The organism is Protofrankia sp. CiP1_Cm_nod4, from assembly GCF_982290645.1.
The window spans coordinates 15000-40546 of the sequence record NZ_CEVIVC010000015.1; the positions used below are offsets into that span (position 1 = coordinate 15000).

Consider the following 25547-nt stretch of genomic DNA (forward strand, 5'->3'; position numbering starts at 1 on the left):
CGTCCGGCGCGCCGGCCCCGTCGGGGGTGGCTCCGGCGGGGCCGGCTCCGGCGGATGTCCCGGCAGGCGATGTCCTGGCAAGCGCGGTGGCATCGTCCCGCGCGGCGGGCTGCCCTGGGCGCGGGCCCCGCTCGTCCTGTCCGGTGATCGACACCCCTGGTCAGGCCGACAGGGACGGGCGCGAGCCCAGCACCCGCTGCATCCAGGCAACCGGATCGACCAGCTCCGCGCGGGTCGGCAGCGTCTCGGGGGACTCCCAGACCAGGTTGAACGCGTCCACCCCGGCCTCGGCGACGACAGCCCGCACGAACGCGCCACCCTGCCGGTACTGCTGGAGCTTGAGGTCCAGCCCGAGCAGCCGGCGGACGAACCGGTCGATCGGCGAACCACCGCCACGCCGGCTGTCGAAACGTGTCCGGATCTCGGTGACGGTCGGCACGACCTTCGGGCCGACCGCGTCCATGACCTGGTCGGCGTGCCCCTCCAGGAGGGTCATCAGCGCCTGGAGGCGGTCCAGGACCTGGCGCTGGGCGGGCGTCTGGAGCGCCTCGACGATGCTCGGCGCGTTCGGCCCGCGGTCGAGCACGGCGCCGCGCACGGCGCTGACGGCCGACTTCACCCGTTCGGCGAGCACCTCCGGATCGAGATCGGTCGCTTCGATGAACGCGCCGATCTCGTTCTCCAGGTGCTGACGCAGCCACGGGACGGCGGTGAACTGGGTGCGGTGGGTCTGTTCGTGCAGGCAGACCCACAGCCGGAAGTCGCGCGGGTCGACCCCCAGCGTCTGCTCGGCGTGGGCGATGTTCGGCGCGACCAGGCTCAGGCGCCCGGCCTGCGCGACGATCGACCGAGCGGGGGAGTCCGCCTCCGCCCCGGCGGCCGGATCCTTGCGGAGGGCACCGGCCGGTTCCCCGGCGGCCGCGCCCGGGGCCGCGCCCGGGGCGGAGCCGGCCGTCCCGGCCTGCTCGGGCGGGAGGAAGACCTCGTACTGCCCGAGGACCTTGCCCGCGAGATAGGCCAGGGCGGTGCCGAGCTGGACGCCGGTGACGGTGCGTCCGACAGCCGAGGACAGCCGGCCCCGCTCCCGGTCAGCGAGCTTGCCCAGCAGCGGCCCGGCGATCACCCGCAGGCCGGCGACGTTCGAACGGACCCACTCCGGACGGTCCACCACGGCGATCGGCGTGGCCGGACCGGCCGGTTCCAGCCGGGTGTAGGCCTGGACATGGCCTTCCGCCTCGACGGCCAGCCGCCGCAGGTCCGCGACCACCGCGTCCGCTTCGGCGCGGGGCAGCTGCGGGCCTGGCCGGACAAGCCGCCGCGCGGTCGCTACGGCGAGGTCCCAGTCGACTGGCTCGGCGTCCACATCCGCCAGCCTATGTCCTCTCCCTGGGGATGACAGCTTTATCGTTGCCATCCGCCGGTCACCGTCGACCATTTCCGCGTCACCGTCGGGTGATTTTTCCGGACGACCACCACCTTCCGGATGTTTCCCCGGCCGGCTGGCCGGCCCGCCGCCGGTGCCGGGTGTCCGGCCCCGGGCACGCGGCCTCCGTCCGGGCGGCCGGCGCCGTGGCGCCGCGCGTCTGCGGACGCCCGCGGCATCCACGTGCGCTCGGCATCGGCATCGGCATCGCGCATCCGTACCGGCATCCGCTCAGCACCCGCACGAGGCGAGCGCGACGGCGACCTGGTCGAGGGCGGCCCGGGTGCTTCCGGCCTCCTCGACCGGGGCGAAGAAGCCGAACAGCAGCAGCCGGCCGTCGGTGTCCACGACCTGGCCGGCAAGGCTTGTCACGATACGCAGGCTGCCCGTTTTCGCGCGTACGTCGCCGGCACCGGCGCGGGTGTCGGGCGCGTTGTACCGGTCACCCAGCGTCCCGGAGAAGCCTGCGACCGGGAGCCCGGTGAGCAGGGTCCGCAGCTGCGGGTGCCCGGGCAGTACGGCGGTCCGCAGCAGCGCCACCAGCGTCGCCGGGGCGATCTGGTTCGCTGTCGACAGCCCGCTGGTGTCCGCCAGGTTCGCGCCGGCGGTCGGTACCCCGAGCTCCCGCAGGACGTCGAGCACCGCCCGGGTGGCGCCGTCGAACGACGCGGGCAGGCCACGGGCGTGGGCCACCAGCCGTCCCAGGCTCTCGGCCAGGTCGTTGTCGGAGTAGGTCAGCATCCGTTCGACCAGCAACGGGACCGGCGGGCTGTGGGCCTCGGCGACCTGCCGGGGGCCACCGGAGCCGTCGGTACTGCCGGAGCCGCCGGGCATGGCGCCGACCCCGGTCGACGCGACCCGCACACCGGCCCGGCGCAGCGCCGCCGCGAAGGCGTTCACCGCGGCCAGGTCGGGCGTCGCGCTGCGCGGGCCGGTCGCGCCGGGAGTCGTGCGGCCGCCGTCGGCCTCGAGCGCGGACACCGGCGTGACATTGCCATCGGTGACATAGCTGTCGCGCCATCCCGTCGCGGTGGACGGCCCGGTGAACAGCGTCCCGTCGCCGACCAGCCGGTCGACCTCGGTGATGCCGGCCGCCCGGACCTGGGCGGCCAGCTCCGACAGGCGGGCCGGGGCCGGGTAGCCGGCCGGCCCGGTCGCGGCGGTCAGGGTCGGGTCACCCGCGCCGACCAGCCACAGCGTGCCTCCGGGCGGGGCGGCGGCAGGTGGCGGTGTGCCCGCCGCCCCGGTGCCGTCCGCGCCGACGGCTCCCACCGTGCTGGCTGCCACCTGGCCGTCCGGCACCGGGCCGCCCGGCGTGGCCGGCGGGGTGTGGAAGACCCGGGTCGTCAGGGTCGTGCGCGCATCGAAGGTCGTCAGCGCGGCCGCGGCGACCACGGTCTTCAGCGTGGACGCGGGGGCCACCGCGGTGGTCGACCCGCGGTCGAACAGCGTCGTTCCGGACAGCGCGTCGATGACCAGCCCCACCGGGCTGCCCAGCGCCGGGTTGGCGAGCGGACGGGTGAGCCTGGCGCTGACCGCCGCGGGGTCGGCGACCCGTAGCGTCGGGTCCAGGGCGGGGAAGGGCGCGGCCGCGGGCCGCGGAGCGGGCACGATGCCCGGGCTGTCCGTGGGCGGAACGGAAAGATGACCGGCGAGCAGCGCGGTGGCGATGGCGGTGAGCCCACCGACCCGGCCCGGCATCGGAGGGGTCACGTGCGGGAGACTATGTCCTGTGGCTGATGGCTGCGCCTGTGGCCGACGGCCACGTGGTTATGTTTTTCGCCACCAGCGCGCTCCCGCGGCCGGGGGGATGTGGCCGCTGCGGATCTCCCGGATCGGCCGTGGTGATTCGGCGTGTTCCCGGAACCGGCGGCAGCCCCGGGGAGGGAAGGGCGGGCGTGGAAAAGCATGACCGTGCGGCCCGTGGCTCACGGGCCCGCCGGCCGCGGGCCGGGGTCGGGCCGCCATCGTGGGGAATGCCTTCCCGGGTGGACCCTGGGCTGACCCAGCCCCGGCGGATTTCACCGTGGGCTCCCGCCCTGACAGTGAATCGTCACCGCCGGATCGGCTCGCGACCTTCGAGGTGACGTACGTGGATGCTGACACTGGTAACAAGTACACAACACAAGGGCGCTCCGGACGGGACGCGCCCACAGACACGACAGGGGATGGAGTGGACCTCGAGTTCGATGTGACCATCGAGATCCCGAAAGGGCAGCGGAACAAATACGAGATGGATCACCACACCGGGCGGATCCGGCTCGACCGGATGCTGTTCACATCCACCCACTATCCCTCGGACTACGGCTTCATCGAGGGTACGCTGGGTCGAGATGGTGATCCTTTGGACGCGCTCGTCCTGCTGGAGGAGCCGACTTTTCCGGGCTGCCTGGTCCGGTGCCGGACGATCGGCATGTTCCAGATGAGCGATGAGAAGGGCCCCGACGACAAGGTGCTGTGCGTGCCGGTCGCGGACGTCCGGCAGGAGCACCTGCGGGACATCAGGCATCTTCCGGAGTTCGACCGGCTGGAGATCCAGCACTTCTTCGAGGTCTACAAGGACCTGGAGCCGGGCAAGTCGGTCGAGGGTGCGTCGTGGGTCGGCCGCGCCGACGCGGAGCGGGAGATTCTCGCCTCGATCCGGCGCGAGGAGGAGGATGCCGCCGCGCAGGGGCACCACGACGGTTCCGTGCCGGACGCCGCCGCCCTGGACGTCCCGGGGCACCCCGCCCCGGAGGTCAGGTCGGCCTGACCGGTTCGCCGGACCGCGGGTTCGTTCGGGATCCGCGGAGCGGCACCCGGACGTCTTCCGTTGCGGAGGATCCGTCCGGCGCATGGGCGCCTGACTCCTGGACCGCATCCCCGATGCGGTCCAGGAGTCAGGCAACAGCGCCCACGACCTGTTCCCGGGTCATGGAGCCGGTGCCCTGATCAGCCACTCCAGGTCACGCGGAGCACAGTGATCGTATGAAGATTATCTTCGATGCTGTAGAGCAGGACTCCGTAGGCGCCGAAAGCAGCGGTCCACTGTTCGCTGTACTTGTCGCAGGTGCTGTGCTGCCTGGGGTCGGCGGTCAGCTGGTCCAGCAGCTGGTCAAGTTCACGACGACCCGCAGGTGGCAGGCTGTCTCGTAGCTGTTCGGCGTAGGTCAGCCAACGGACCGTGTACCGGGCCATAGATCTCTTATTTCCTCGTGCTGTCTGCGTGGGGGTAGGTCGTGGTCCCTCCAAGCACGGACAGGTCGCCAGCGGCAAGCCGGCGTCGGTCTTCGGTGGCACCCGCCTGGATCTCGGGATTGGCCGCGAGCACGGCCCAGGGCCACCAGCGGTCGATGACTCGGAGTAGTGGCGCCAGGTCGATGGCGTCATCGACTTCGATGACGGCCGCGTGGAACTCGGCTTCGAAGTCGACGCGCTGATCGGGCCTGAGTGCGGCCCGGATGGCCGGGGCCGTACGCTCAACCCGGTTGCGCACCCCATACGGGGGGATCGTGACATCCACGCTCATGAGATCGATTGTCGCACGGCGCGCCCCCTCGGCCGGCTGGCCGCACCGTGCTCCCGTCCGCGTCCGTCGCGCGAACGACCGGGCTTCTCAAAGAAAAATCACCCGCCGGATGGCCGCATCGGCGACGCGTCGGGCCGGCCGGACTACCGGTTCCGTAGATGCTGTGGAGGCCGACGGCAGCCAGCCGACATGTGGACCATCTCGGCCCGAGAGCGGGTCGCGATGGTGTCATGCTCGCCGAGCGCGTCGGACGTCCACCCATCCGGTACGGCGCCTGATCGCATGAGTTGATAGGTCGCCGACCGTGAGCTATCTCAACGTGATCGCTGTTAGCTTGGTCCCGCCCTGGTCAGAGGGGGTCTGAGCCGGAGGCGGGGATTGAACCCGCGACCTATCGCTTACGAGGCGATTGCTCTGCCACTGAGCTACTCCGGCGTGTTACTGGCTCCACGGGCTGACCGGCGGTAGGATCACGAACCTCTTGATCATAAATCTTCTGATCGTGAATCTTCCCGCGTTGCCGGCACCCCGAGGAATCCAGCCTCACCGAGTATGCCAGACCGGTCCGGGTGGTCCTGCCGGTCGCTCTCCGGCGGTTCGGCGGCCCGGCGAATCCCGCTGATGTGGATGCGACGGTATGGGTGATCGTTCAGGGGTGAGGGCAGGAAGATCATGTTTCTTTCATGTTGCGGCCGGGTCGAGGCCGGGAGTCGTCGAGGGCTCCCGGTCCCGTGTGTCTCCGATGTCCTTTCATTGACAATAAGTAGCCGTTGCACTACTGTAACGTGCCGAAATCGGGGTTCCTCGCACATACCGATACCCCGCTCGCAGCGGTTCCGGAGAGCTTGCGTAGGGTTTCGGCCATGACCGGGGACGCAACTGCAACAGCAACGAGGGGGGCTTCCCTGCTCGTCGCCGAGGACGACGAAGCTTCTCGGGTTGCGCTTGCCCGCAGCCTTGAACGGTTCGGCTATCGGGTGCTCGAGGCGGCTGACGGCGAGACCGCGCTCAAGCTTTTCCAGACGACCGAAATCGACCTCGTAGTGCTTGACGTCGCGATGCCGCGTATGGATGGCTTCGCTGTACTGAGCCGGCTGCGGCAGACCAGCGAAGTACCTGTAATCATGTTGACGGGCCGGGCCGAGGAGGTCGACCGGGTCGTCGGTCTGGAACTCGGGGCCGACGACTACGTGGTCAAGCCGTACTCCCTGCGGGAACTCGTGGCACGGGTACGGGCCAGGCTGCGCCGTCGCCCCGTCGAGCCACCACCGCAGCGCACCAGCGATGGGAACGACCCGCTCGTCTACGGAGACGTTTCCATCGACCTGCGTGCCCGGGAGGTCGCGGTCGCCGGCGAGCGCGTCGATCTCACCGCGCGTGAATACGAGCTGCTCGCTTTCCTGGCGAGCCACCCCCGCCGGGTTTTCAGCCGTGAAGAACTGCTGGAACAGGTCTGGGGCACACGTTTCCAGGATCCGGCGACCGTCACCGAGCATGTCCGCCGGGTGCGGACCAAGGTCGAGGGACGTCCACCGCAGCGTCGGCTCGTCACGACCCTGCGTGGTATGGGATACCGCTTCGATCCGTGATCTCATCGCCGCCCGGCGGCGGGTCAACGGCCGCCGGGGTGCTGCCCGGGCGGGGAGGCCTCCGGGGCGGGCTGGCTGTTGTCCGTGTCACGGGATGCCTGCCGGCGCAGGCGGCGCCGGGTCCGGGCGTTGTCCGGTGGCGGCGCCGCCGGGGCTGCCACCGCCGGGGCCGGGTGCGCGACGGCCTGGTCCGGCGTGGCCAGCGGTGGGGCCGCCGGGCCGGGCACCATCGGATGCACTGTCCCCGCCGCGTCCCCACTGTTGTCCGGGGCCGGGGCCGGGTTTCTGGCGTCCGGGCTCTCGGCGGCGCCCGGCTGTCTCGCCAGGGCGTCCGCTCCGCCCGGGGCCGTGCCCGGCCCGGGATGGGCTGCCTCGTACTCCTTGCGTGAGCCGCAGACGCTCGCCCGGCTGCACGCGCATCGCCCGCCACCGGCGTCCAGCCTGACCACGACCCGGTCACGCGGTATGTCGTGGGAGACGACCCGCCCGTCGCCGTCGGGTGTGCTCACCCGGGCGCCCACGGCCGGGACCTCGGCCTTGAACTGTTCGTACAGCGGATGTTCGTAGCGCAGACAGCACATCAGCCGGCCACAGGCACCGCTTATCTTCATGGGGTTGAGCGGGAGATCCTGGTCCTTGGCCATCCGGATGCTGACCGGCTCGAAGTCCGTGAGGAAGGTGGCGCAGCACAGGTCACGTCCGCAGGAGCCGATTCCCCCCTGGATGCGTGCGCTGTCCCGGGCGGAGAGCTGGCGCAGGTCTATCCGGGCCGCGAGGGTACGGGCGAGGTCGCGTACCAGGCCTCGGAAGTCGACCCGGTGGTCGGCGGTGAAATAGATCGTGAACATGTTCTCGGCCGGGATGTGGTCGACACCCACGACTTTCATGGGCAGTTCGTGCTCGCGGATCAGCCGCTTTGCCGTGACGCGCGCCTGCGCCCGGCGTCGCCGGGAGGCCGCGTGCTGTTCGACGTCGGCCGTCTGCGCCATTCCCGCCAGGACCGGAAGCCCGCCGATGTCGTCGCTGACCCACTGCGGCGCCCACATGCATTCGGCTACCTCGGGGCCGGCGTCGGTGGGGATGAGAACCTTGTCCCCGACCTTCGGCGAGTATGGTCCGGGATCGGCGTAGTAGAGCCGTCCACGTGGCGAAAACGTGACCGCGCACATCATTGGCATGCCGTCCGCACCGTCCTCCCGACCGTCGGCTCCGGGCTGGGCCCTCCCGGCCGGACCGCTGGCCGGGGCCCGCTCTTAACATCTGGCCGCCGAGCCGGCATCCGGCCGGGACCACCAGCCGACGATGCCCGCTCCGCCCGACGCGGGCGCCCCCTCCGCCCGGCACGGACGTGGCCGCGGCCGGACGCTGCCGTTGCGTCAGCCTATCCGTCCCAGGGACGACGATCCGGTATATGAGCGAGGCGGTTCCGCCTGCCCGCCTGCCCGCCGGGCCGGCGCGGCCGGGTGACGTCCGTGCCGGGGCCTGCTGGCGGCTCGTGGCGCGCGCGGGGAACCGAGATCATCGGCCGGTGAACCGTGGCGGCCGCCGCTGTCTGAAAGCCGTCACCGCCTCGGCGAGGTCGTGGGAATGGAGGAACGCGGCGTTCCAGGCCCCGACATAGCGCAGCCCGGCCTCGACCGCGGCGAAACGGGCATTGCCCAGGACGTCCTTGACGCCCTGTACGACCAGCGGTGGGTTGGCCGCCACCTCGTCGGCGAAGGCGTGCGCGGCGGCGAGCGCGCCGGCCGGGTCGGGCAGCACATCGTTGACCAGGCCGATCCGCTCGGCGCGGGCGGCGTCTATGTCCCTGCCGGTCAGCGCGAGCTCCCGCAGGTGCCCGTCCCCGATGATGGCGGGCAGGCGCTGCAGGCTGCCCAGGTCGGCGACCGCGCCGACCTTCACCTCCCGGATGCTGAACAGCGCCTCGGCGCTGGCGTACCGGACGTCGCACGCGGCCAGCAGATCGACCCCGCCGCCGACACACCAGCCGCTGACCGCGGCGACGACAGCCTTCCGGCTGTACGCGACAAGGTCCAGCGCGTCCTGCATGGAACGCAGCCGGTGGAGGAAACCGGTGCGGAACCGGGCCAGGCCGCCGTCGCCGTCGCCCGCGATGTCGCCCAGCTCGGCCAGCAGCGCCAGGTCCAGGCCGTAACAGAAGTGGCTGCCGGAGCCGGTGAGCACCACCGCCCGCACGGTGTCGTCGGCGTCCAGGGCGGTGAACACCTGCGGGAGCTCACGCCAGAAGTCCGCGCCCAGGGTGTTGCCCTTGCCCGGGCCGAGCAGCGTGACCCGGACGACCGCGCCGTGGCGTTCGACGCGCAGTGACACCAGCGGCTGTGCCGGCGGTTCGGCGAACAGGTACGGCTCCAGCGGGATCGGCTGCCGCCGCCCGGTCCGCCCGTCCGCGGGGCTGGCGACATGGGTCGCGCCGGCATCACCGGAGCGGGCCGTGCGGTCGTCGGTGGAGGCGGTGTCGCCGTCCGCGGCGGCTTTCACTTCGAGCCCGTCCATCATCGGACTCCCTCCTGGTTCGTCTGGTCCGGATGGCGCCAGGCCGCGCCGGTGGGCATCGCGAACGGGCGTCGCGGGGTGGCTCGTCACGCGACAGCCGGGTCGTGAATATCCGAATACTGGGCGGTCGGAAAGCCTGGGCACAACCTACCGTCGAGTAGCCACCGGGCCGGCCGGTGGAAAACTCGACAGCCCACGGGAAGGCTCTACTCTCGACAGGATGAGCAACCTGACGCAGCCCGCCAGCCGGCCGACTTCCCGGGACACCGGTGAGGAATCCACCGCCGGTGAGGAATCCGAGGCCACCGGCGACATCGTGCCTGCCGCCTCCGGCGGCGTGGTCGTGGCCACCGGGGCGAAGGCGGTGGGCGCGTTCGCCGTCGGGGCGCTGGCCCTCGGCGCGACGGCGCTGGGCGCCCTCGCCGTGGGCGCGCTCGCGATCGGACGGCTGGCGGTCCGACGGGCGCGGGTGGGCAGCCTCCAGATCGCGACGCTCGACGTCGAGCGCCTTCGTGTGCGGCGGCTGGAGATCATCAACAGCGCGGGTCAGCGGTAGAGGAGCGCGCTGCCGCTGCCGTCGAGTCCCGGTGACTGCGCGAGATAGTTCATCGACGAGCTCGACCGCAGACCGAGATCGAGCGTTGCCGCCACGCAGGCGTTGTACGAGTTCACCACCAGCCGTCCCTGGACCCGGATCGTCGACCCGGCCACGTCCGTCAGATAGAGATCGGCTATGCAGCCGAGATCCGGGTAGGAGGCCCGGCCCACGTTCTCCCCGATGTCACCGTTGGTCAGAGTGATCTTCACCGTGTATGCGGTCGAGCCGGGCTGGCTGACCGTCCCGGACCACGAGCCCGGGAATCCGGCCGGCATGTCGTAGCTCTTCGGCGCCGGTGCCGGCGCCGCCGGTGGCGGCGCGGCCGCGGCGGAGCGTCCGGCGGCCGGTGCCGGCCTGCGGGCGCCGGCCGCGTCCGCCGGGACGGTGTCGCCTGAGCCGGCGCCGTCCGAGCTGGTGCCGGCGGCTGCCTGCGCGCTGGGGGGCGTGTCCGGCGGTGCGGTGGACGGCGCCGCCGACGCCGGGCTCTGCGTCGGCGGCGCCGCGGTGGGGCCGGCCGCCCGCGCCGTGGTGGCGCCGTGCGACGTCGTCGCCGGGCGCGCGCTGACGGTTGCCTCGCTGTCGTCACCGACGGCCCACAGCAGGGCACCGGTACCCACGGCCAGGAACGCGACCGCGGCGACGGCGGCGAGGACAGCCGGGGGAAGGCGCCGGCGCCTGGCTGGTCGGGCCGGCCCGCCCAGGGCGCTGTCCGGCCACTGGCCGAACGGCCGCGCGCCGGGCGGCGGTGGGGCGGATGCGCCCGCCCGCCCGGAGTACGCGGGCGCCGTGCCGTCCAGCGACGGTACGTGGGCGACGGCGGTGGGCGCCTGGCTGACATCCGGGGCCGCCGCCGGCGGGGTGCTCCAGGGGCGGTCGACGGGCGGCACGGCCCCGGGCACGGCGGCATCGCCCGCCCGCCGCGGAGCCACGATCGTCGCGTCCCCGGGCAGCGGCGCGGCCGCGCCCTGGCCGGCCCCGCCGCCGGCCGCGGGACCGATGGCACCGACACCGGCGCCGTCCGGCACGAAGGCGCCCGCGGCGCCGTCCGGCACGAAGGCGCCCGCGGCGGCGTCCGGCACGAAGGCGCCCGGCACGGCACCGCCCGCGGCGGAGACGTCCTGCACGGCAGCACCCGGCACGGCGGCGCCGCCCGGCGCGGGGACGGCGGCCGCGGCCACGGGCTGGAAGCCGGACGCCGCCAGCTCGGCCAGCGCCCGCTCGACCGCGTCCGCCGTCGGACGCCGCGCCGGCGCCTTGGCGAGCATGCCGGCGATCACATCCCACAGTGCCGGTGACAGGCCGGGTATGGGCTGCGGCGCGTCCTCCATGTGGGCGCGCAGGAGCGCGACCGGGTGCGGGGCGGAGAACGGCGGGTGGCCGGCGAGGAGCTCGTACAGCATGACTCCCGCGCTGTAGACATCGGCCGGCGGCTGCGCGTGCTCCCGGTGGGCCAGTTCCGGCGCCATGTACATCGGCGTCCCGATCATCCCGGTGAGGCGGGTCAGGGACGGCCCGTGCGCCAGCCGGGCGACCCCGAAGTCGGTCAGGCGGGCCTGCGGATCGTCGGGATCGGTGACGTCGACAAGCACATTGGCGGGTTTGAGGTCACGGTGGACGACCCCCGCCGTGTGCACGGTGCTCAGCGCGCGCAGCACCTGGCGGGTCAGGGCGACCGCCGTGGCCACCTCGAGTGTGCCGCGTTCACGCAGGTAGACCCGCAGATCGACACCGTTGACGAGGTCCATCACGATCGCCAGGGTGTCGCCTTCGACGACGAGGTCCCGGACGGTGACCAGGTGTGGGTCGCTGAAGCCGAGCAGCATGGAGCGTTCCTGGACGAACCTGGCGACGACCTCGGGATCGTCGGCGAGTTCCCCGCGCAGCACCTTCACCGCGACCGGGCGGTCGCCGTCGACCGTGGATCCCCGCCAGACCTGGCCGAACGCGCCGCGGCCGATCGGTTCGTGCAGGACGTAGCCAGAGCCCAGCTTCCGCATGGCAGAAGTGCCCCTTCCCCCCAAAGAAAACTGTGCCCATCCCATCACCTGGGGCTATTGGGGGTGAAACCGACACTCCGTACCATGCCGGGTGGAGCTACCGGGGGCGTTAGCGGGTATCGGCCGAGGCCGCTCGCGGCCGGGCGGGCCGGGTCAGCCCGGCCGGCCGTCGTCCCCGGCGGCTTCGCTGTCATCCGGTCCGGTGGGGAAGTCCTCGGCGAGGATGCGGTAGAGCGCCCGCCGGGCATCCACGAGGATCTTCCGGGCGGCCTGGAGCTGGGCGTCGCTGCCGGTCTGGGCGACCTGCACGACGGCCGCGCCCACGCCGAACGCCAGCGACCGCAGGTCGGTCAGGTCGTGGTTGGCGGCGGCCGCGGCGGTCTCCCAGGGCTTGGGCTCGTCCGCGTGGGCGTCGGTGTGGGCACGGCCCGCGTCGGTGAGGTGGAACACCCGCTTGCCGTCGCTTTCCTCGGCGTGGACGAGCCCTTCGTCGGTGAGCAGTTGCAGGACGGGGTAGACCGAGCCAGGACTCGGCCGCCAGGCGCCCTGGCTGCGTTCGGTGAGTTCGTTGATGATCTGATAGCCGTGCATCGGTGCCTCCGCGAGCAGGGCGAGGACAGCCGCCCGGACGTCGCCGCGCCTGACCTTCGCGCCGCGGCCGCGGCCGCCGGGGAAGAAGCCCCGGGCGCCGGGACCGAAGCCGGGGCCGGGGGGGAAGCCCGGCCCGGGGAAGCCGGGACCGAACGGGATGCCGCCAGGGCCGAACGGGACACCGCCAGGGCCGAACGGGACGCCGCCGCCGGGCCCGCCATGCCTGCCGGGCCCGCCGTATCCACCGTGCCTGCCGTGGTGCCAGCCGCCTCGATCGTCGGCGGCCACTGCCCGGAGGCGGTCGGAGCCGCGGCTGCCATGCCTGCCGTGGCCCCAGGACCATGGTCCAGGAAATTCCGGTGCGTACATGATAATTCTCCAGTCGTTGTATCGCGTACGCTCACGATATATCGCGATGCACCGTTGGGCAAGCCATCGCGAGCCCGGGCCGCCACCGGCATCGCTGGTGCCGGTGGCGGTGCCGATGGCGGTGGCGGTGGCGGTGGCGGTACGGGCGTCGGTCCCGCCGGTGCCGCTGATACGGGTGGGTGTCGTCGGTGCCGGCAGGGCTGTCGGTGCTGACGGTGCGGGTGCCGGGGCGAACTCGCCGATCCCGTGGCCAGGCCGCCGGTGAGCCCGGGCCGCCGGCGGCCGGGTGGCCCCGCCCGGCCGGAACCATCCCCCTGAATAAGCGTCACGCGGCGTGTCTGGAATTAGGCATTCTCGGAAAATAATCAGATTCTCAAAGTAGCCGGACGGCTACGTTCTTGTCCGCGTGCCTGACGCCGCGCGGAATTCTTGGTCAACTTGTTGACAACCCGGCTTGTAGACTGACATAGTGCACAACATGCCAAGGGATATCGGCCTGTCAGTCCGGCGTGCGGTGGATTTCCTCCGCGTCGCCAGCGCCATGTGTTCCGCCTGACCCGCTGTTCTCTTCGGCCGGCCGGCGCGGCCCGGCATGTATTCCGCGTCCGTTCCGCCTTTTCTTCCCGCTGGTCTTATCTCCGCTGTTCCGGCAGGCGGGTGCCGCGCCGGCAGCGTCGCCCCGATTTTCTGCGGCGGTCATCTTCGTGTCGCGTACAACTGTGATCTGACAGTTTATTCCAACGGTACCGTCGATCGATGTCGCTCCGCCGCCGCCCGGGACCGTGCCGGCCGCTGACCGGTCCGCAGACAAACCCGAGAGGAATTCGACCTCACCATGCAGCGCAGTGTTCGACGTGCCATTCGACGCCGACCGGGGGTGCTGCCAGCAGCCGTCGCCCTGGTAGCGACGCTGATTCTGGCGGCCTGCGGGCAGAGCGACGGCGGCGATGCCGCCAGGACCGAACAGACCGAACTGCGTTATCAGGGCTCCGTCGGCCAGGTCACACCGGTCGAGCTCGCCGCGGATCTCGGCTACCTCGGCCCCATAAAGCTCAAGTGGATCGGTAACACGATCAGCGGCCCGCAGGACATCCAGTCGACCGCCACCGGTGACGTCGACTTCGGTAGCGCGTTCAACGGGGCAATCATCAAGCTGATCGCCGCGGGCTCGCCGATCAAATCGGTGGTCGGTAGCTACGGAATCGACCAGAACACCTTCGGCGGCTTCTACGTTCTCGACGGGAGCCCGATCACGTCACCTCGTGACCTGTTCGGGAAGAAAATCGGCATGAACACGCTGGGCGCGCACTACGAGGCAATCCTGGACGAATACCTCAAGCGGGGCGGTCTCAGCCAGGACGAGATCAAAAAAGTGATACCGACGGTTGTCCCGCCGGTGAACACCGAGCAGTCGCTGCGCGAGAAGCAGATCGACGTCGCGGTCCTCGGCGGAATTCTGCGGGACAAGGCGCTGGCCCGGGGCGGGATTCACCCGTTGTTCAGCGACTACGACCTCTTCGGTTCGTTCACGGCTGGCAGCTACGTGCTCCGCGAGGATTTCATCAGGAAGAACCCGACGACGACCAGGCAGTTCGTCGAGGGTGTGGGCAAGGCCGTCGAATGGTCCAGGACGACTCCTCGCGACCAGGTCATCGCCCGCTTCAAGGACATCATCGCCAAGCGTGACCGCAAGGAGGACGCAACCGCCATCCAGTACTTCAAGGGATACGGGGTCGCCGGCCGGGGCGGGCTCATCGCGGACGCCGACTTCACCCGGTGGACCGGCTGGTTGAAAGCGAACGGCCAGCTGAAGAAGGACATCACCCCGGCCGAGCTCTTCACCAACGACTTCAACCCGTTCCGGGTGCCCTCCTGACGGAGCCGTTCCCGGCGGAACCGAGCCGCTGCCCCGCTCCGGACGCGGGATTCCCGGTGCCCAGCCGTCCCAGCCGTCGTGGCACCGGGAACCATCCTTCACCGACACCGAGAGATGATCGGCAATGAGCACGATAGAATTCAGGAACGTCACGAAGAATTTCGCCGTCCGCGATCACGGAAATCTCCGCAACACCGTCAGCGAGTTCACCGCGGTCGACAACGTGAACCTGCGCATCCGCAGCGGCGAGTTCCTGGCCCTGGTCGGCCCCAGCGGCTGCGGGAAGTCCACCCTGCTGGACATCCTCGGCGGACTGACCAGCGTGAGCGATGGTCAGGTCCTCGTCGACGACAGCCCGGTCACCGGCCCCGGCCTCGACCGGGGGATCGTCTTCCAGCAGTATGCGCTGTTCCCGTGGCGGACCGCCCTCGGCAACGTCGAATTCGGCCTTGAGGCCAAGAAGGTGGCGCGGTCGCAACGTTCGGCCCTGGCCCGGCACTACCTCGACCTCGTCGGGCTCAGCGGTTTCGAACATCGATATCCCCACGAGCTGTCGGGTGGTATGAAACAACGGGTGGCGATCGCGCGGAGCCTGGCCTACGACCCGGCGGTCCTCCTGCTCGACGAGCCTTTCGCCGCGTTGGACGCCCAGACCAGAGAAACCCTGCAGGACGAGCTCCTGCGGATCTGGGCCAAGACCGGCAAGACGATTCTTTTCGTCACCCACGGCATCGACGAGGCCGTCTATCTCGGTCAGCGGGTCGCGGTGATGACCTCCCGGCCCGGCCGGATCAAGCAGATCGTCGACATCCCCATCACCGCCCGCGCGGACGGGACCGACCTGCGTTCCGATCCCGATTTCGTCCGCTACCGGCACGAGGTCTGGGAGCTGCTGCGCGAGGAGGTGGCCAGAGCTCAGCAGGCCGAACGTGACGAACAGTCGGCAGGTGAGCGGGCATCCTTCGGCGGCGGGCCGGCCCGCCGCGGTGCGGCCGGCACGGCGCCCACGAAGGCCGCCGGGCTCACTGGGCCCGCCGGGCCCGCCGGGCCCGGCGGGCACACAAAGGCGGAGGGGCACGCGGGACAGGCGGAGAAGGAAGTGACCAGCGTTGGCCATCGTTGAGGACACCCGTACCGAGGCCGGAAGCCGGCTTTCCCCAGCTGCCGCGTCACCGGCCGCCGCCGCTCGCCGCGGCTGGCTGTCCAGGGCCGGCCGGATCGCCGGCGGGCTCTCCCGCCGGGTGGTGGGAATTCTGATCCTGCTGGCGGCCTGGGAAACGCTCCCGCGGCTCGGGGTGGTCGACCGTGTGTTCCTGCCGCCCTTCTCCGAGGTTGCCGACGAATGGGTGGCGCTGCTTCGCAGCGGTGACCTGTGGGAGCACACCTCCGCCAGCCTCACCCGGGCGGCCAGCGGCTTTGCCATCGCCATCCTGATCGCGCTGCCGCTGGGACTGCTCATCGGCTGGTTCCGGCTGGTGGCCCAGTTCCTCAACCCGGTGCTCGAGGTCTTCCGCAACACCGCTCCGCTGGCCCTGCTGCCGGTGTTCGTGCTGATTTTCGGGCTGGGTGAGACCTCGAAGATCGCCATCATCGTCTATGCCTGCGTCTGGCCCGTGCTGCTGAACACGATCAGCGGTGTCCAGGGTGTGGACCCCCTGCTCGTGAAATCCGCACGGTCGATGGGGCTGTCATCGGTACGGCTGTTCCAGAAGGTCATTCTTCCGGCCGCCGTCCCGACGATTTTCACGGGTGTCCGGCTGGCCGGAGCCTACGCGATCCTGATACTCGTCGCGGCCGAGCTGGTCGGCGCCAAGGCCGGGCTCGGCTATCTGATCAACTATGCCCAGTCGAACTTCGCGATCCCCGAGATGTACGCGGGGATCATCACGGTCGCGGCTGTCGGCCTCGTCATCAACCAGGCCCTGCTCGCCCTGGAACGGCGCTTCACGAGGTGGCGGGTGACCTCGAACTCGTAATGTCGCGCCGGGCAACGCGGCCGGCATCCGTGGATCGCCCGCACGGATGCCGGCTCCGTCGGAGCAGCCGTTCACCTGTCCGTAGGAAGCCGCCCGTGGAAAGAGGAACGTCATGTCTGCCGCCGGCAACCGGAAATTCCACCTCAACGCGTTCCTGATGAACGCCGGGCACCACGACGCCGCCTGGCGTCACCCCCGGGCCCAGCCCGAACGCGCCACCGACCTGGCCTACTTCCAGGAGCTCGCGCGCACGGCCGAGCGAGGCAGGCTCGACTCCCTCTTCCTGGCCGACGGGCTGGCGCTGTGGGGCAAGGTCCGGTACAACGTGCTGGGCGGCTTCGAGCCGGTCACCCTGCTCTCCGCGCTGGCCACGGTCACCGAGCGCATCGGCCTGATCGCCACCGTCTCGACGACCTACAACGAGCCGTTCCACGTCGCCCGTAAGTTCGCCTCCCTCGACCACATCAGCGGCGGGCGGGCCGGCTGGAACATCGTCACCTCCGGCAGCCTCGACGAGGCCCGAAACTTCGGGCTGGACGAGCACCCTGAGCACGGCCTGCGGTACGCCCGGGCCCGGGAGTTCGTCGAGGTCGCCACCAAGCTGTGGGACAGCTGGGAGGACGACGCCCCGATCATCGACCGGGCGGGCGGGATCTACGCCGACACCAGCAGGATTCGCCAGGTGGGGCACGTCGGCGAGTTCTTCCGCGTCCAGGGGCCGTTGAACGTCCAGCGTTCCCCGCAGGGCTATCCGCTGCTGGTCCAGGCGGGCTCGTCCGAGGACGGCAAGGAGTTCGCGGCCCAGTACGCCGAGGCGGTCTTCACCGCCCAGCAGACCCTCGCCGACGGCCAGACCTTCTACAAGGACCTCAAGTCACGCCTGGCCCGCTACGGGCGCGCGCCCGAGGACGTGAAGATCCTTCCCGGCATCTGCCCGGTCATCGGCGCCACCGAGGCCCAGGCCCGGGAGCTGGAGGAGGAGCTCACGGCGCTGCAGATCCCCGAGTACGGCCTGGCGCAGCTGTCGAACATGGTCGGCGTCGACCTCACCGGCCTCCCGCTGGACGGGCCGCTGCCCGGCCTGCCCGACGAGCGGGACATCAACGGCAACAAGAGCCGGTTCACCCTGGTCAGCGAGCTCGCCCGCCGCGACGGACTGAACCTCCGGCAGCTGATCGCCAGGCTGGGCGGCGGCCGCGGGCACCGCGTCTTCGCCGGCACGCCGGAACAGGTCGCCGACCAGCTCGAGGAGTGGTTCACCCAGGACGCGGCCGACGGCTTCAACATCATGCCGCCGTTCCTGCCCGGCGGGCTGACGGACTTCGTCGACCTGGTGATACCGATCCTGCAACATCGTGGCCTGTTCCGCACCGAGTACACCGGACGCACCCTGCGCGACCACTACGGCCTGCCCCGCCCCGCGAACCGCCTGGCCATCCAGGCCTGACCGCCGGGCTGAGCCGAGCCGGCGTCGCCGTCGGGCGGGTGGGGCGGCGCCGGTGGGCGGGGCCGGTGCCCACCGGTGCCCACCGGTTCGCGTCCGGTCGCGGGCTGGTCGTGTTCAGTTGCCCGGTTCGTCCCTGACGAGACGGTTCCAGGTGACAGGACCGACGATCCCGTCGGCGGTGATGCCAGCGTGCCGCTGGAAGTCGCGTACCCAGGCGTCCGTCCGCCGGCCGAAGACGCCGTCCACGGGGAGGAAGTCCCCGGGGTCGCTGATCCGGGCGTTCGCCTGGTCCTGGACGGCGCGTACCGCGTCACCCTTCTCGCTCCGGTCGCCGTCACGAACGGTGACGATGAGCGCCGGCCAGCTCTGGTCACCGACGGTGCCGTCGACCGCGATTCCGGCGGACGACTGGAAGGCGCGCACCGCCGCCTCGGTCGCCGGCCCGAAGACGCCGTCGACTGCCACCGAATATCCGTGCGCGCGTAGCAGGTACTGGATGCTCTGTACTGGTTCGCCGCTGCTGCCGTTCTTCTGCAGGGGCCAGGTCGCGGACATGCGTGAGCCTCCTCGGCGGTTGGTTCCTGGGCGACCGGTGGTGGCCACCTAGAAACACTATGAGCGATGATCTGATATCTGTCAGTCACACATCCGGCCGGGATGGCTGCCCACGTCAGGTTGTCAGGTCGGGATCTCCTCGTTGATCGTGCTCGGGTCGTTCCACGGCCGTTGCCGCGGCAGCTTGCGGTGCCGCAGCGACCCCGTCCGCAGGGACAGGTAGGCCACGGCCGAGAGCGGGATGGGCAGCCAGAAGTTCGCCAGCCGCCAGGTGACGACCCCCAGCAGCGCCACAGCCCGGGTCGAGCCGAACCCGACCAGGGTGGGGACGAGCACCCCTTCGATGATCCCGAGCCCGCCGGGGGAGATCGGGACGGCGGCCAGCACGTTGGCGAGCCCGTAGGCGACCAGCAGGCCGTCCACGGACGCGGCGTAGCCGTAGGCGTACAGGAACACCCACAGGGAGGAGGCTGCGAGCAGCCAGTTCGCCGCCGCCCACAGCGTCGCCCTGGCGAGCAGGAGCCTGTCCGCGCCGAGGACCCGCAGCCGGTCGGCAAAGGTGCGCACCAGCTGTTCGGCGCCGTCCGGTGACAGGCCCGGCGCGCGGTGGGCGACGGAACGCACGACACGGGCGGTTCGTTCACTGCCCCGGGTGAGAAGTATCACGCCGACGAAGACGATGGCGATCAGTAACGTCCCCACCGCCGCGGCCGTGCCGTAGATCGGGTTGCCGCCCCGGGTCGGGATGGAGATCAGCAGGCCGATCCACAGGATCACGTTCAGGACGACCGCCGAGCCCGCGCCCTGGATCGTCGCGGCGGACACCGCCTCGGACGCGCCGACCCCGGCGCCGCGTTGCAGGCGGTAGCGCAGCGCGCTCGCGGTGGCGGCACCGCCGGGCAGCATGTGGCTGACACCGAGGGTCGTCAGGTCGATCCGGAGCAGCGTCCACAGCGACGGCCGGCCCTCCCGGGCGAGCACACTGCGGGTCAGCATCGCGTAGGCGAGCAGGGATGCCGCCTCCAGGACCAGGCCGAGCACCAGGAAGCGCGGCTCCACGTCGGAGAACGTCTCCAGCGCCTTGCGCGCACCGGCAAGCTGCGGCAGCACCGCGTATTCGATGATCAGTGCCAGTATCACGACCGCGGCGCCCCGGCGCAGCCACCGGGGCACCCGCAGCACCGTCATCGGCTCGCACCCGCGGACGCCGTCACCGTCGCCGTCGCCGTCGCACCCGAATGATCATCGGTGGACCACTGTGGGCAGCGTCGCGAGCGCGGACAGCGCCATGCGGGCCGGCGGCGGGACGTCGTTGTTGTGAGACCACACATCGCATCTCATGGTGGCCCATCGATGCTCTCGTCTACCCCGTCACCACACGAGAACACGGGAATCCGTTCGTACGCCGCTGAACGTTCAGATCATCCGCCCTGGAAGGGGTAGGTCTATAATTCGTGGCCATGAACTACCGATCCGATGGCCGATGGATGACCTCGCTGTGATTTCCTCCTGGCAGGACCCCCGGCGCGCGGAGGCGTCGAGGGCGCTCACGGCTGTCCATGCCGGCGTCCGGGCCGGTGATGTCGAGACCGAGACGTTGGACTTCAAGGAAGACCAGTCCAGGCGCTCCGTGAACGGCCCGCCGACGGCAGGTGGTACCCAGCACGAGCCGACCGCTCGCGATCTTGCTGATTCCGCGTGCTGCTTCGCGAACGCCCGCGGCGGCGTCGTCATCGTCGGAGTCGAGGACAAGCGTGGCGGCCCGGCCGCGTTCGTGGGTACCGCGCTGAACCCCGAATGGCTGCGGCACCGCATCTGGGAGCTCACCGATCCGCATCTGGCCGTCGACGTGGAAGCGGTCACGGCGGCGAGCGGAGCACGCCTGCTGACCATCGTCGTCAGCGCGGGCCTGACCGCGCACCGGGTCCCCGGCGGCCGGTACAAGCACCGGGTCGGCACGCACTGCGTGGAGATGAGCAGTGTGGATCACACCGCTCTGGTGCGCCGCCACGTCGACTGGTCGGCCGAGCCGACGACGATGCGGTTCGACGATGTCGACATAGCGGCCCTGCTGGTGGCCCGTCAGGTGCTGCGGGCCGCTGAGGAGACGAGCCGGGTCGCCCTGACGTCCCGGCCGGACGAGGAACTGCTGCGTGCTCTCGGGGTTCTCGACTCCACGACCGGGACGCTGACCCGCGCGGGGGCCCTGCTGTTCGCGGTGACGGACCGGCAGCAGTCACATCTCGACTATGTCCGGCGGGCCCGGCCGGGAGCCGACGCGCTCATCCGCCTCGACGAGCCCGGCCGTCCGCTGCTGGTCGAGTTCAACGAGATCGAGCTCTCCATCCGGCTGGCGAACCAGCGTGTGCACGCGGTGCGCCTGGGCGCCCGGGGCATCGGCGAGGCGATCCCCGGTGCCGCGGCCCGGGAGGCGATCGTCAACGCGATCATGCACCGGGACTGGGAACGGCCGGAGCCGATCACCATCGAGCACCTGGGCGACCAGCTCGTCGTCACCTCACCGGGACGCTTCCCACCGGGCGTGGACGCGTCGAACGTCCTGACCACGACATCCCGGTCGGCCAATCCGCATCTCGCCAACGTCATGCGCAGCCTGCGGCTGGCCGAGCGGGAGGCGATCGGGGTGGACCGCATGTACCGGGAGATGATCCTGCTCGGCCACCGGCCACCAGTGATCACCCAGACGGTGGACAGCGTCCGCTGCGTACTGATCGGCGGTGATCCGGTGGAGCCGGTCACCGATCTGACCTCGTTGTTGAGCGCCGACGCGCGAGCCGACGTGGACGTCGTGCTGATCATTCACCGGCTCCTGGACCATCCGCGGGCGGACGAGCGGGTGCTGGCCCCGCTGCTGCAGAAAACCTCCGAAGAGGCGGCGGAGGCGTTGGCCCGAGCCCGGCGCGAAATCGTCGACGACGATTCGGCACTGATCGTTCCGGTGCACGCGGGTGGTACGGGCGGCGGTGGATTCCGGCTCGGCAACCGGGCCCGTGAGCTGCTCGCCGCCCGGCTGCCCTACTTCGACGTTCCGCCGAAGGAGGTCAAGCCCTTCGCGGTGGAGCTGGTCGGTGACCAGGGGGCGGTGCGGACACGCGACCTCATCGAGTACTGCGGGCTGCGCTCGGTTCAGGCGTCGAGGGTGCTCGGTGAGCTGCGGGACGACGGGGTGCTGGTCGTCGGCTCGGTGCGGACGGTCGGTCAGGGCGTCTTCTACGTCGCCGGCCCGCGCTTCCCCACCACGGCCCCGCCCCCGGGATGAGCGCCGGCGGCCAGGCCGCCCAGTTCCAGGTGCTCCACCTGCTCTTTTCCTCCGTTCCATCGTGTCCCTCTTCTCCATCGTGTCAACGGATCTGTCGCCTCGGACCCGGGGCACGGAGCCGGAATGAGCCGCCAGCGGCCGGGAGCGTCGGCGGCGGTCCCGGCGAGGAGCGCACGAGCGACGGCACGCCGCGGGCACACTGGTGGGGTGGACGTCACCTGGTGGGGGCACAGCACGGTTGTGATCGCCGACGCGGGTACGCGGCTGGTGACCGATCCGGTGTTCGGGCCGCGTATCGCCCATCTGCGCCGGCGGGCCGGCGCGCGCCCGGCGGCGCAGGCCGCGCGGGTCGACGCCGCGGTCGTCTCGCATCTGCACGCCGATCATCTCGACATCCCGTCGCTGAAGCTGCTCCCGCCGACGGTGCCGATCATTCTGCCGCGCGGCGGCGCCGCCCTGCTGGCCCGCCGGCACCCGGCACTCGCCGAGCGCTGCGTGGAGATGGTGCCCGGCGACCGCGTCCGGGTGACTTCCCGTGATGACATGACCGGTCTGGACGTGCTGGCGGTGCCGGCCGAGCACGACGGTTCGCGGGGGCCGTGGTCGCGCCATCGTGGCCCGGCGCTCGGATTCGTGGTGACCGGCAGCCGGACGGTGTGGTTCGCCGGGGACACCGCCCTGCACGACGCCATGGCCGATCTTGCCCCGCTCGGCATCGACATCGCTCTCGTCCCGGTCGGTGGCTGGGGGCCCAGCCTCGGCCCCGGGCATCTCGACCCGGCCGGCGCGATCGAGGCGGTCCGCCGAACGCTGGGCCCGCGACCGGTCCGCCCGCCAGCGCTCTCCCCGCCAGCGCTCTCCCCGCCGACGGTCTCCGCACCGAAGGTCTCCGCACCGGCGGTCTCCGTCCAGCCGGTCTCCCCACGGACGCTCTCCGCCCGGCCGGCGGTGGCGATACCGATCCACTACGGGACCTTCTGGCCGATCGGCTTCGACCGGGTGCGTCCCGACCGTTTCCACGAGCCCGGACGCGAGTTCGCCCGGCTGGCCGCCACCGCCACCGACCTGCCCGCCGAGGTGCGCGTCCTCACCCACGGCGAATCCCTGAATATCGCCGAATCACGCGAACGAGGGAACAAACGGTTGCTGCAGCAGCCACTTCCACCCTCATTCTCCTGATCGGACCTCATTCTCCTGATCGGAAAGGGGCGGGCGGGGCGCGGGCAGCGGGTCGCGGCGCAGCCCGAGCCGTTCCAGCCAGCGGACGAGCTGGTGGTGGACGGCGTCCGGGCCCTCGAGCGGGCCGGGTACGGCCGGCCAGCCCGCTGGGTACAGCAGCACGGCCCGGGTCTGGTCCCCGCCGATCCCGCCGTGGCAGCCGACTAGCTCCTCGAACGCGGCGACCTCCCGGGTGCCGGGGTCGATCCGGCTCATGACGACGATGTCGCCGACGTTGTGCATCCGCTGGTGGCGCAGCAGGTCCGCGGCGGCCCGCGAGCCGTACCCGAGCAGCGGGTTGGTGCCCTCGACCACCCCGGTCTCCAGGAACATCCGGCCCTGGGCGCCGAAGGCGACCGGTCCGTGCCCCCGGCAGCGCAGCACGACGAACCCGACCCCCGGGTGGTCGATCAGCCCGCGGACGAGCGCCGGGTGCAGGAACTCCATCTGCTCGAGATCGGCGCGGCCGGCCACCTGCGGCAGGTAGACCATGGCCAGGTTCCCGGACGCGACCACGACGAGATCCGGCCGCTGCGGGTCGAGGGTGACCTCCAGCCGGGACGGGCCGAGGGTGACCTGCCCGTCGTCGGTGCGGCGGCGCAGCATCAGCCGTCCCGGCCCGGTGCCGTCCCCGCCGCCGGTGACCTCGGTGAGCAGGGTGTTCACCGGGCCCCAGCCCTCGGCGGTCCCGGTCGCGGCGGCAGCGGCCGCCCCCGGCGTCAGCAGGCCGCGGACGGTGTCCTCCAGGGACCGCCCGTAGCGCTGGCGGAACGTCGCGCCCTGGCTCTGCCCGTGGTCGGACAGGACGACGATCTCGTACGTGCGCTCGACGGCACTGGCGATCCGCTCGAGCATCGCCAGCACCCGGTCGACGCCCTCCAGCGTCTGCAGCGACTCCCGCCGGTTGGGCCCGGCATGGTGGGCGACCTCGTCGTAGTCGACGAAGTCGCAGAACACCACGGGCACGCCGCGGGCCATCTGCTCGGCGATGAACGTGACGTTGAGGTCGCGCAGCAGGACGTTGGTCAGCCCGCGCAGCGCCACGTACGAGCCACCGCGGCGGACCCGGGGGAAGATGTTGTCGCGGCGCTGCTTGCGGGCCTGGTGCACCTCTTTGATCATCTCGCCGATGGTCAGGACCAGCGAGCGGGCGAGCCCCTGCGGGCTGGCCGCGAACGAGGCGTAGCCGCGGGCCCGGCGGCCGGGCAGACCGGCCTGGCTGACGGTGAGCAGGCTGTGCGGCGCGTCGCCGGAGAAGACGTTGCTGATGCTGACCCCGCCGTCGGCGAGCAGGCCACGCCCGTCGCTGAACCCCCGCTCGATCTCGGCGGCGTCCCGTGGCCGGTTGGTGACCACCAGCCGGCCGGCCTTCTTGTCGTACCAGCGGAAGGCGGGGACGTGGCCGGACGCGCCGTGCAGGATGCCGGCCTGGCTGGTCGGGGTCGTCGAGGGCATGCCGGTGTGCCATTCGACGAAGCGGTGCGAGCCGCCGCGGACCCAGCGGCTGAGCGTGGGCAGGTTACCGGCCGTGACCGCCCATCGCAGCAGCGGCGCGGACAGGCCGTCGATCTGCACGATGACGACTCCCGGGCCGTCGAACGGGCTGCCGTCCCCGCCGCCACCGTAGCGGGCGACCTGTCGTATGACCTCGCTGCTGAACGTCCCGTCGCTGCCGGCGTCGGCCAGCCAGCCGACAACCGCCGAGATCACCGCGGTGCCCCAGGCGACCCCGACGGCCGCGCCGAAACTGCTGGAGATCACCTCTGGTTCGATACGCAGCGCGATGTAGATCACCAGGGTCTGCGCGAACAGGCCGATCAGTGGCACGGCGATCCCGCCGAGAGCGACCGCCAGGGCGACGAGCACCGGCCGCAGCAACGCGCCCACCAGGGTGAGAATGACCACCAGACGCATCAGCGCGCCGAAGCCGTTGATCTCGATACCGGGCAGGAACTCCAGGGACAGGCCGAGCGCGAGCCCGCTCGCCACGACGGACCGGGTGACGCGCAGAAGGCGGTGCGGCGTCGGCTTCATGTCGCGCAGCACGATGCCGGCGAGGCGCAGCCGTCCCCGCAGCAGCCTCCCGATCACGGCGAGGCGCCGCCCGCGCTCGCGCCCGCGTCCGGGCAGGGCGGGGCGGGACCGCGTAGCGGCGTCGGTGCCGTCGGCACCGGTGTGACCCACAACCATGGCCAGCGCAGAGTAGAGCGCCGGTCAAGCGGCGCGGACAGCGCCCGCGCCCGTCCGCGCGGATCACGCGCCGGGCGAGTTCGCCGTTCGGCGCGTCCGCCGGCCGGGTGGACGTACGCGATGACGGACTTCTGGTGATCTTTTCTGCTGTTCGGGGCCTGCTGGCGTCGGCCACCGGCTGTACTGCTGCTCATGGTCGCGCCATGGGTGCTCTGGCCATATCTGATGGATCTTCGGCTGGCTGGGCAGGAAGTTGCCCGACCGCTTGCCAGGTTGTCACACGGTTGCCCGGCGGACGCGTGTCGGGTGGCCGCGGCGGCGACCGAGTACCGGGCATCCGGGTGTCCGCCCGCGGCTCCTGGCCCCGGAACAGGGCCTGGCGTGGGACCTGGCGCGGGACCTGGCGTGGGACCTGG

Annotated in this window: 21 protein-coding genes and 1 tRNA gene; 10 read left to right on the forward strand and 12 right to left on the reverse strand. The window is 71.3% G+C overall.

The features are described from left to right. Positions 1 to 160 precede the first annotated feature (160 nt). Positions 161 to 1363, reverse strand: a complete 1203-nt coding sequence (locus AC5LSR_RS05180) for a zinc-dependent metalloprotease (RefSeq protein WP_250284931.1) — start codon at positions 1361 to 1363, stop codon at positions 161 to 163. Between the two features lie 291 nt (positions 1364 to 1654). After that, the gene (gene dacB, locus AC5LSR_RS05185) at positions 1655 to 3124 is read right to left on the reverse strand and encodes a D-alanyl-D-alanine carboxypeptidase/D-alanyl-D-alanine endopeptidase (protein ID WP_250289912.1); all 1470 of its coding nucleotides are present in this window, start codon (positions 3122 to 3124) and stop codon (positions 1655 to 1657) included. A 472-nt stretch (positions 3125 to 3596) separates the two neighbouring features. On the opposite strand from dacB, the gene AC5LSR_RS05190 reads away from it, so the two are divergent. After that, positions 3597 to 4175 carry an inorganic diphosphatase gene (locus AC5LSR_RS05190; RefSeq protein ID WP_445548229.1) on the forward strand — a complete coding sequence of 193 codons (579 nt, stop codon included), beginning with the start codon at positions 3597 to 3599 and terminating at the stop codon, positions 4173 to 4175. 179 nt (positions 4176 to 4354) lie between these two features. On the opposite strand, the gene AC5LSR_RS05195 is transcribed toward AC5LSR_RS05190, so the two are convergent. From AC5LSR_RS05195 to AC5LSR_RS05205, 3 genes are all read right to left on the reverse strand, one after another. Continuing rightward, complete coding sequence (locus AC5LSR_RS05195; protein ID WP_250287111.1) at positions 4355 to 4600, reverse strand: type II toxin-antitoxin system RelE family toxin; 246 nt, start codon at positions 4598 to 4600, stop codon at positions 4355 to 4357. Positions 4601 to 4607: 7 nt separating this feature from the next. Continuing rightward, on the reverse strand, positions 4608 to 4931 hold the full coding sequence (locus tag AC5LSR_RS05200) for a DUF6247 family protein (protein ID WP_250287108.1): 324 nt from the start codon (positions 4929 to 4931) through the stop codon (positions 4608 to 4610). A gap of 363 nt (positions 4932 to 5294) precedes the next feature. After that, positions 5295 to 5366: transfer RNA gene (locus AC5LSR_RS05205), tRNA-Thr, on the reverse strand. A 428-nt stretch (positions 5367 to 5794) separates the two neighbouring features. On the opposite strand from AC5LSR_RS05205, the gene AC5LSR_RS05210 reads away from it, so the two are divergent. Continuing rightward, complete coding sequence (locus tag AC5LSR_RS05210; RefSeq protein ID WP_250287106.1) at positions 5795 to 6520, forward strand: response regulator transcription factor; 726 nt, start codon at positions 5795 to 5797, stop codon at positions 6518 to 6520. Positions 6521 to 6543: 23 nt separating this feature from the next. Here AC5LSR_RS05210 and AC5LSR_RS05215 read toward each other — a convergent pair whose 3' ends face one another. Together AC5LSR_RS05215 and AC5LSR_RS05220 are read right to left on the reverse strand one after the other, a co-directional pair. Next, complete coding sequence (locus AC5LSR_RS05215; protein WP_250289909.1) at positions 6544 to 7698, reverse strand: PSP1 domain-containing protein; 1155 nt, start codon at positions 7696 to 7698, stop codon at positions 6544 to 6546. A 340-nt stretch (positions 7699 to 8038) separates the two neighbouring features. After that, positions 8039 to 9037, reverse strand: a complete 999-nt coding sequence (locus AC5LSR_RS05220) for a crotonase/enoyl-CoA hydratase family protein (RefSeq protein ID WP_250287497.1) — start codon at positions 9035 to 9037, stop codon at positions 8039 to 8041. A gap of 217 nt (positions 9038 to 9254) precedes the next feature. Between AC5LSR_RS05220 and AC5LSR_RS05225 the strand changes: the two genes are divergently transcribed. Continuing rightward, on the forward strand, positions 9255 to 9590 hold the full coding sequence (locus AC5LSR_RS05225; RefSeq protein WP_250287500.1) for a hypothetical protein: 336 nt from the start codon (positions 9255 to 9257) through the stop codon (positions 9588 to 9590). On the opposite strand, the gene AC5LSR_RS05230 is transcribed toward AC5LSR_RS05225, so the two are convergent. Together AC5LSR_RS05230 and AC5LSR_RS05235 are read right to left on the reverse strand one after the other, a co-directional pair. After that, on the reverse strand, positions 9581 to 11629 hold the full coding sequence (locus AC5LSR_RS05230) for a serine/threonine-protein kinase (protein ID WP_493468212.1): 2049 nt from the start codon (positions 11627 to 11629) through the stop codon (positions 9581 to 9583). The genes AC5LSR_RS05225 and AC5LSR_RS05230 overlap by 10 nt on opposite strands. A gap of 153 nt (positions 11630 to 11782) precedes the next feature. Further along, a complete protein-coding gene (locus AC5LSR_RS05235; protein ID WP_250284394.1) occupies positions 11783 to 12589 on the reverse strand; it encodes a PadR family transcriptional regulator in 807 nt (268 codons plus the stop codon). A 478-nt stretch (positions 12590 to 13067) separates the two neighbouring features. On the opposite strand from AC5LSR_RS05235, the gene AC5LSR_RS05240 reads away from it, so the two are divergent. The 5 genes from AC5LSR_RS05240 to AC5LSR_RS05260 all read left to right on the forward strand — a co-directional run bounded on the left by AC5LSR_RS05240 (position 13068) and on the right by AC5LSR_RS05260 (position 17888). Then, positions 13068 to 13145 carry a putative leader peptide gene (locus AC5LSR_RS05240; protein WP_445548233.1) on the forward strand — a complete coding sequence of 26 codons (78 nt, stop codon included), beginning with the start codon at positions 13068 to 13070 and terminating at the stop codon, positions 13143 to 13145. Between the two features lie 321 nt (positions 13146 to 13466). Further along, positions 13467 to 14465 carry an ABC transporter substrate-binding protein gene (locus AC5LSR_RS05245; RefSeq protein ID WP_250284397.1) on the forward strand — a complete coding sequence of 333 codons (999 nt, stop codon included), beginning with the start codon at positions 13467 to 13469 and terminating at the stop codon, positions 14463 to 14465. A 124-nt stretch (positions 14466 to 14589) separates the two neighbouring features. Further along, on the forward strand, positions 14590 to 15588 hold the full coding sequence (locus AC5LSR_RS05250; RefSeq protein ID WP_250284400.1) for an ABC transporter ATP-binding protein: 999 nt from the start codon (positions 14590 to 14592) through the stop codon (positions 15586 to 15588). After that, positions 15575 to 16441 carry an ABC transporter permease gene (locus tag AC5LSR_RS05255; RefSeq protein WP_250284402.1) on the forward strand — a complete coding sequence of 289 codons (867 nt, stop codon included), beginning with the start codon at positions 15575 to 15577 and terminating at the stop codon, positions 16439 to 16441. The genes AC5LSR_RS05250 and AC5LSR_RS05255 overlap by 14 nt, the downstream gene beginning before the upstream one ends. A 112-nt stretch (positions 16442 to 16553) precedes the next feature. Next, the gene (locus tag AC5LSR_RS05260) at positions 16554 to 17888 is read left to right on the forward strand and encodes an LLM class flavin-dependent oxidoreductase (RefSeq protein WP_250284404.1); all 1335 of its coding nucleotides are present in this window, start codon (positions 16554 to 16556) and stop codon (positions 17886 to 17888) included. A gap of 114 nt (positions 17889 to 18002) precedes the next feature. Here AC5LSR_RS05260 and AC5LSR_RS05265 read toward each other — a convergent pair whose 3' ends face one another. Together AC5LSR_RS05265 and AC5LSR_RS05270 are read right to left on the reverse strand one after the other, a co-directional pair. Beyond that, positions 18003 to 18443, reverse strand: coding sequence for a peptidoglycan-binding domain-containing protein (locus AC5LSR_RS05265; RefSeq protein ID WP_250284406.1), 441 nt, complete (start codon positions 18441 to 18443; stop codon positions 18003 to 18005). Positions 18444 to 18566: 123 nt separating this feature from the next. Continuing rightward, entirely contained in the window at positions 18567 to 19631 is a 1065-nt protein-coding gene (locus AC5LSR_RS05270) for a lysylphosphatidylglycerol synthase transmembrane domain-containing protein (RefSeq protein WP_250284408.1), read from the reverse strand. 310 nt (positions 19632 to 19941) lie between these two features. Between AC5LSR_RS05270 and AC5LSR_RS05275 the strand changes: the two genes are divergently transcribed. Both AC5LSR_RS05275 and AC5LSR_RS05280 read left to right on the forward strand, forming a co-directional pair. Beyond that, entirely contained in the window at positions 19942 to 21723 is a 1782-nt protein-coding gene (locus AC5LSR_RS05275; RefSeq protein ID WP_493468213.1) for an RNA/DNA-binding domain-containing protein, read from the forward strand. A gap of 123 nt (positions 21724 to 21846) precedes the next feature. After that, complete coding sequence (locus AC5LSR_RS05280; RefSeq protein ID WP_250284413.1) at positions 21847 to 22902, forward strand: MBL fold metallo-hydrolase; 1056 nt, start codon at positions 21847 to 21849, stop codon at positions 22900 to 22902. On the opposite strand, the gene AC5LSR_RS05285 is transcribed toward AC5LSR_RS05280, so the two are convergent. Further along, on the reverse strand, positions 22891 to 25131 hold the full coding sequence (locus AC5LSR_RS05285) for a phage holin family protein (protein WP_250284414.1): 2241 nt from the start codon (positions 25129 to 25131) through the stop codon (positions 22891 to 22893). The genes AC5LSR_RS05280 and AC5LSR_RS05285 overlap by 12 nt on opposite strands. Positions 25132 to 25547 lie beyond the last annotated feature (416 nt).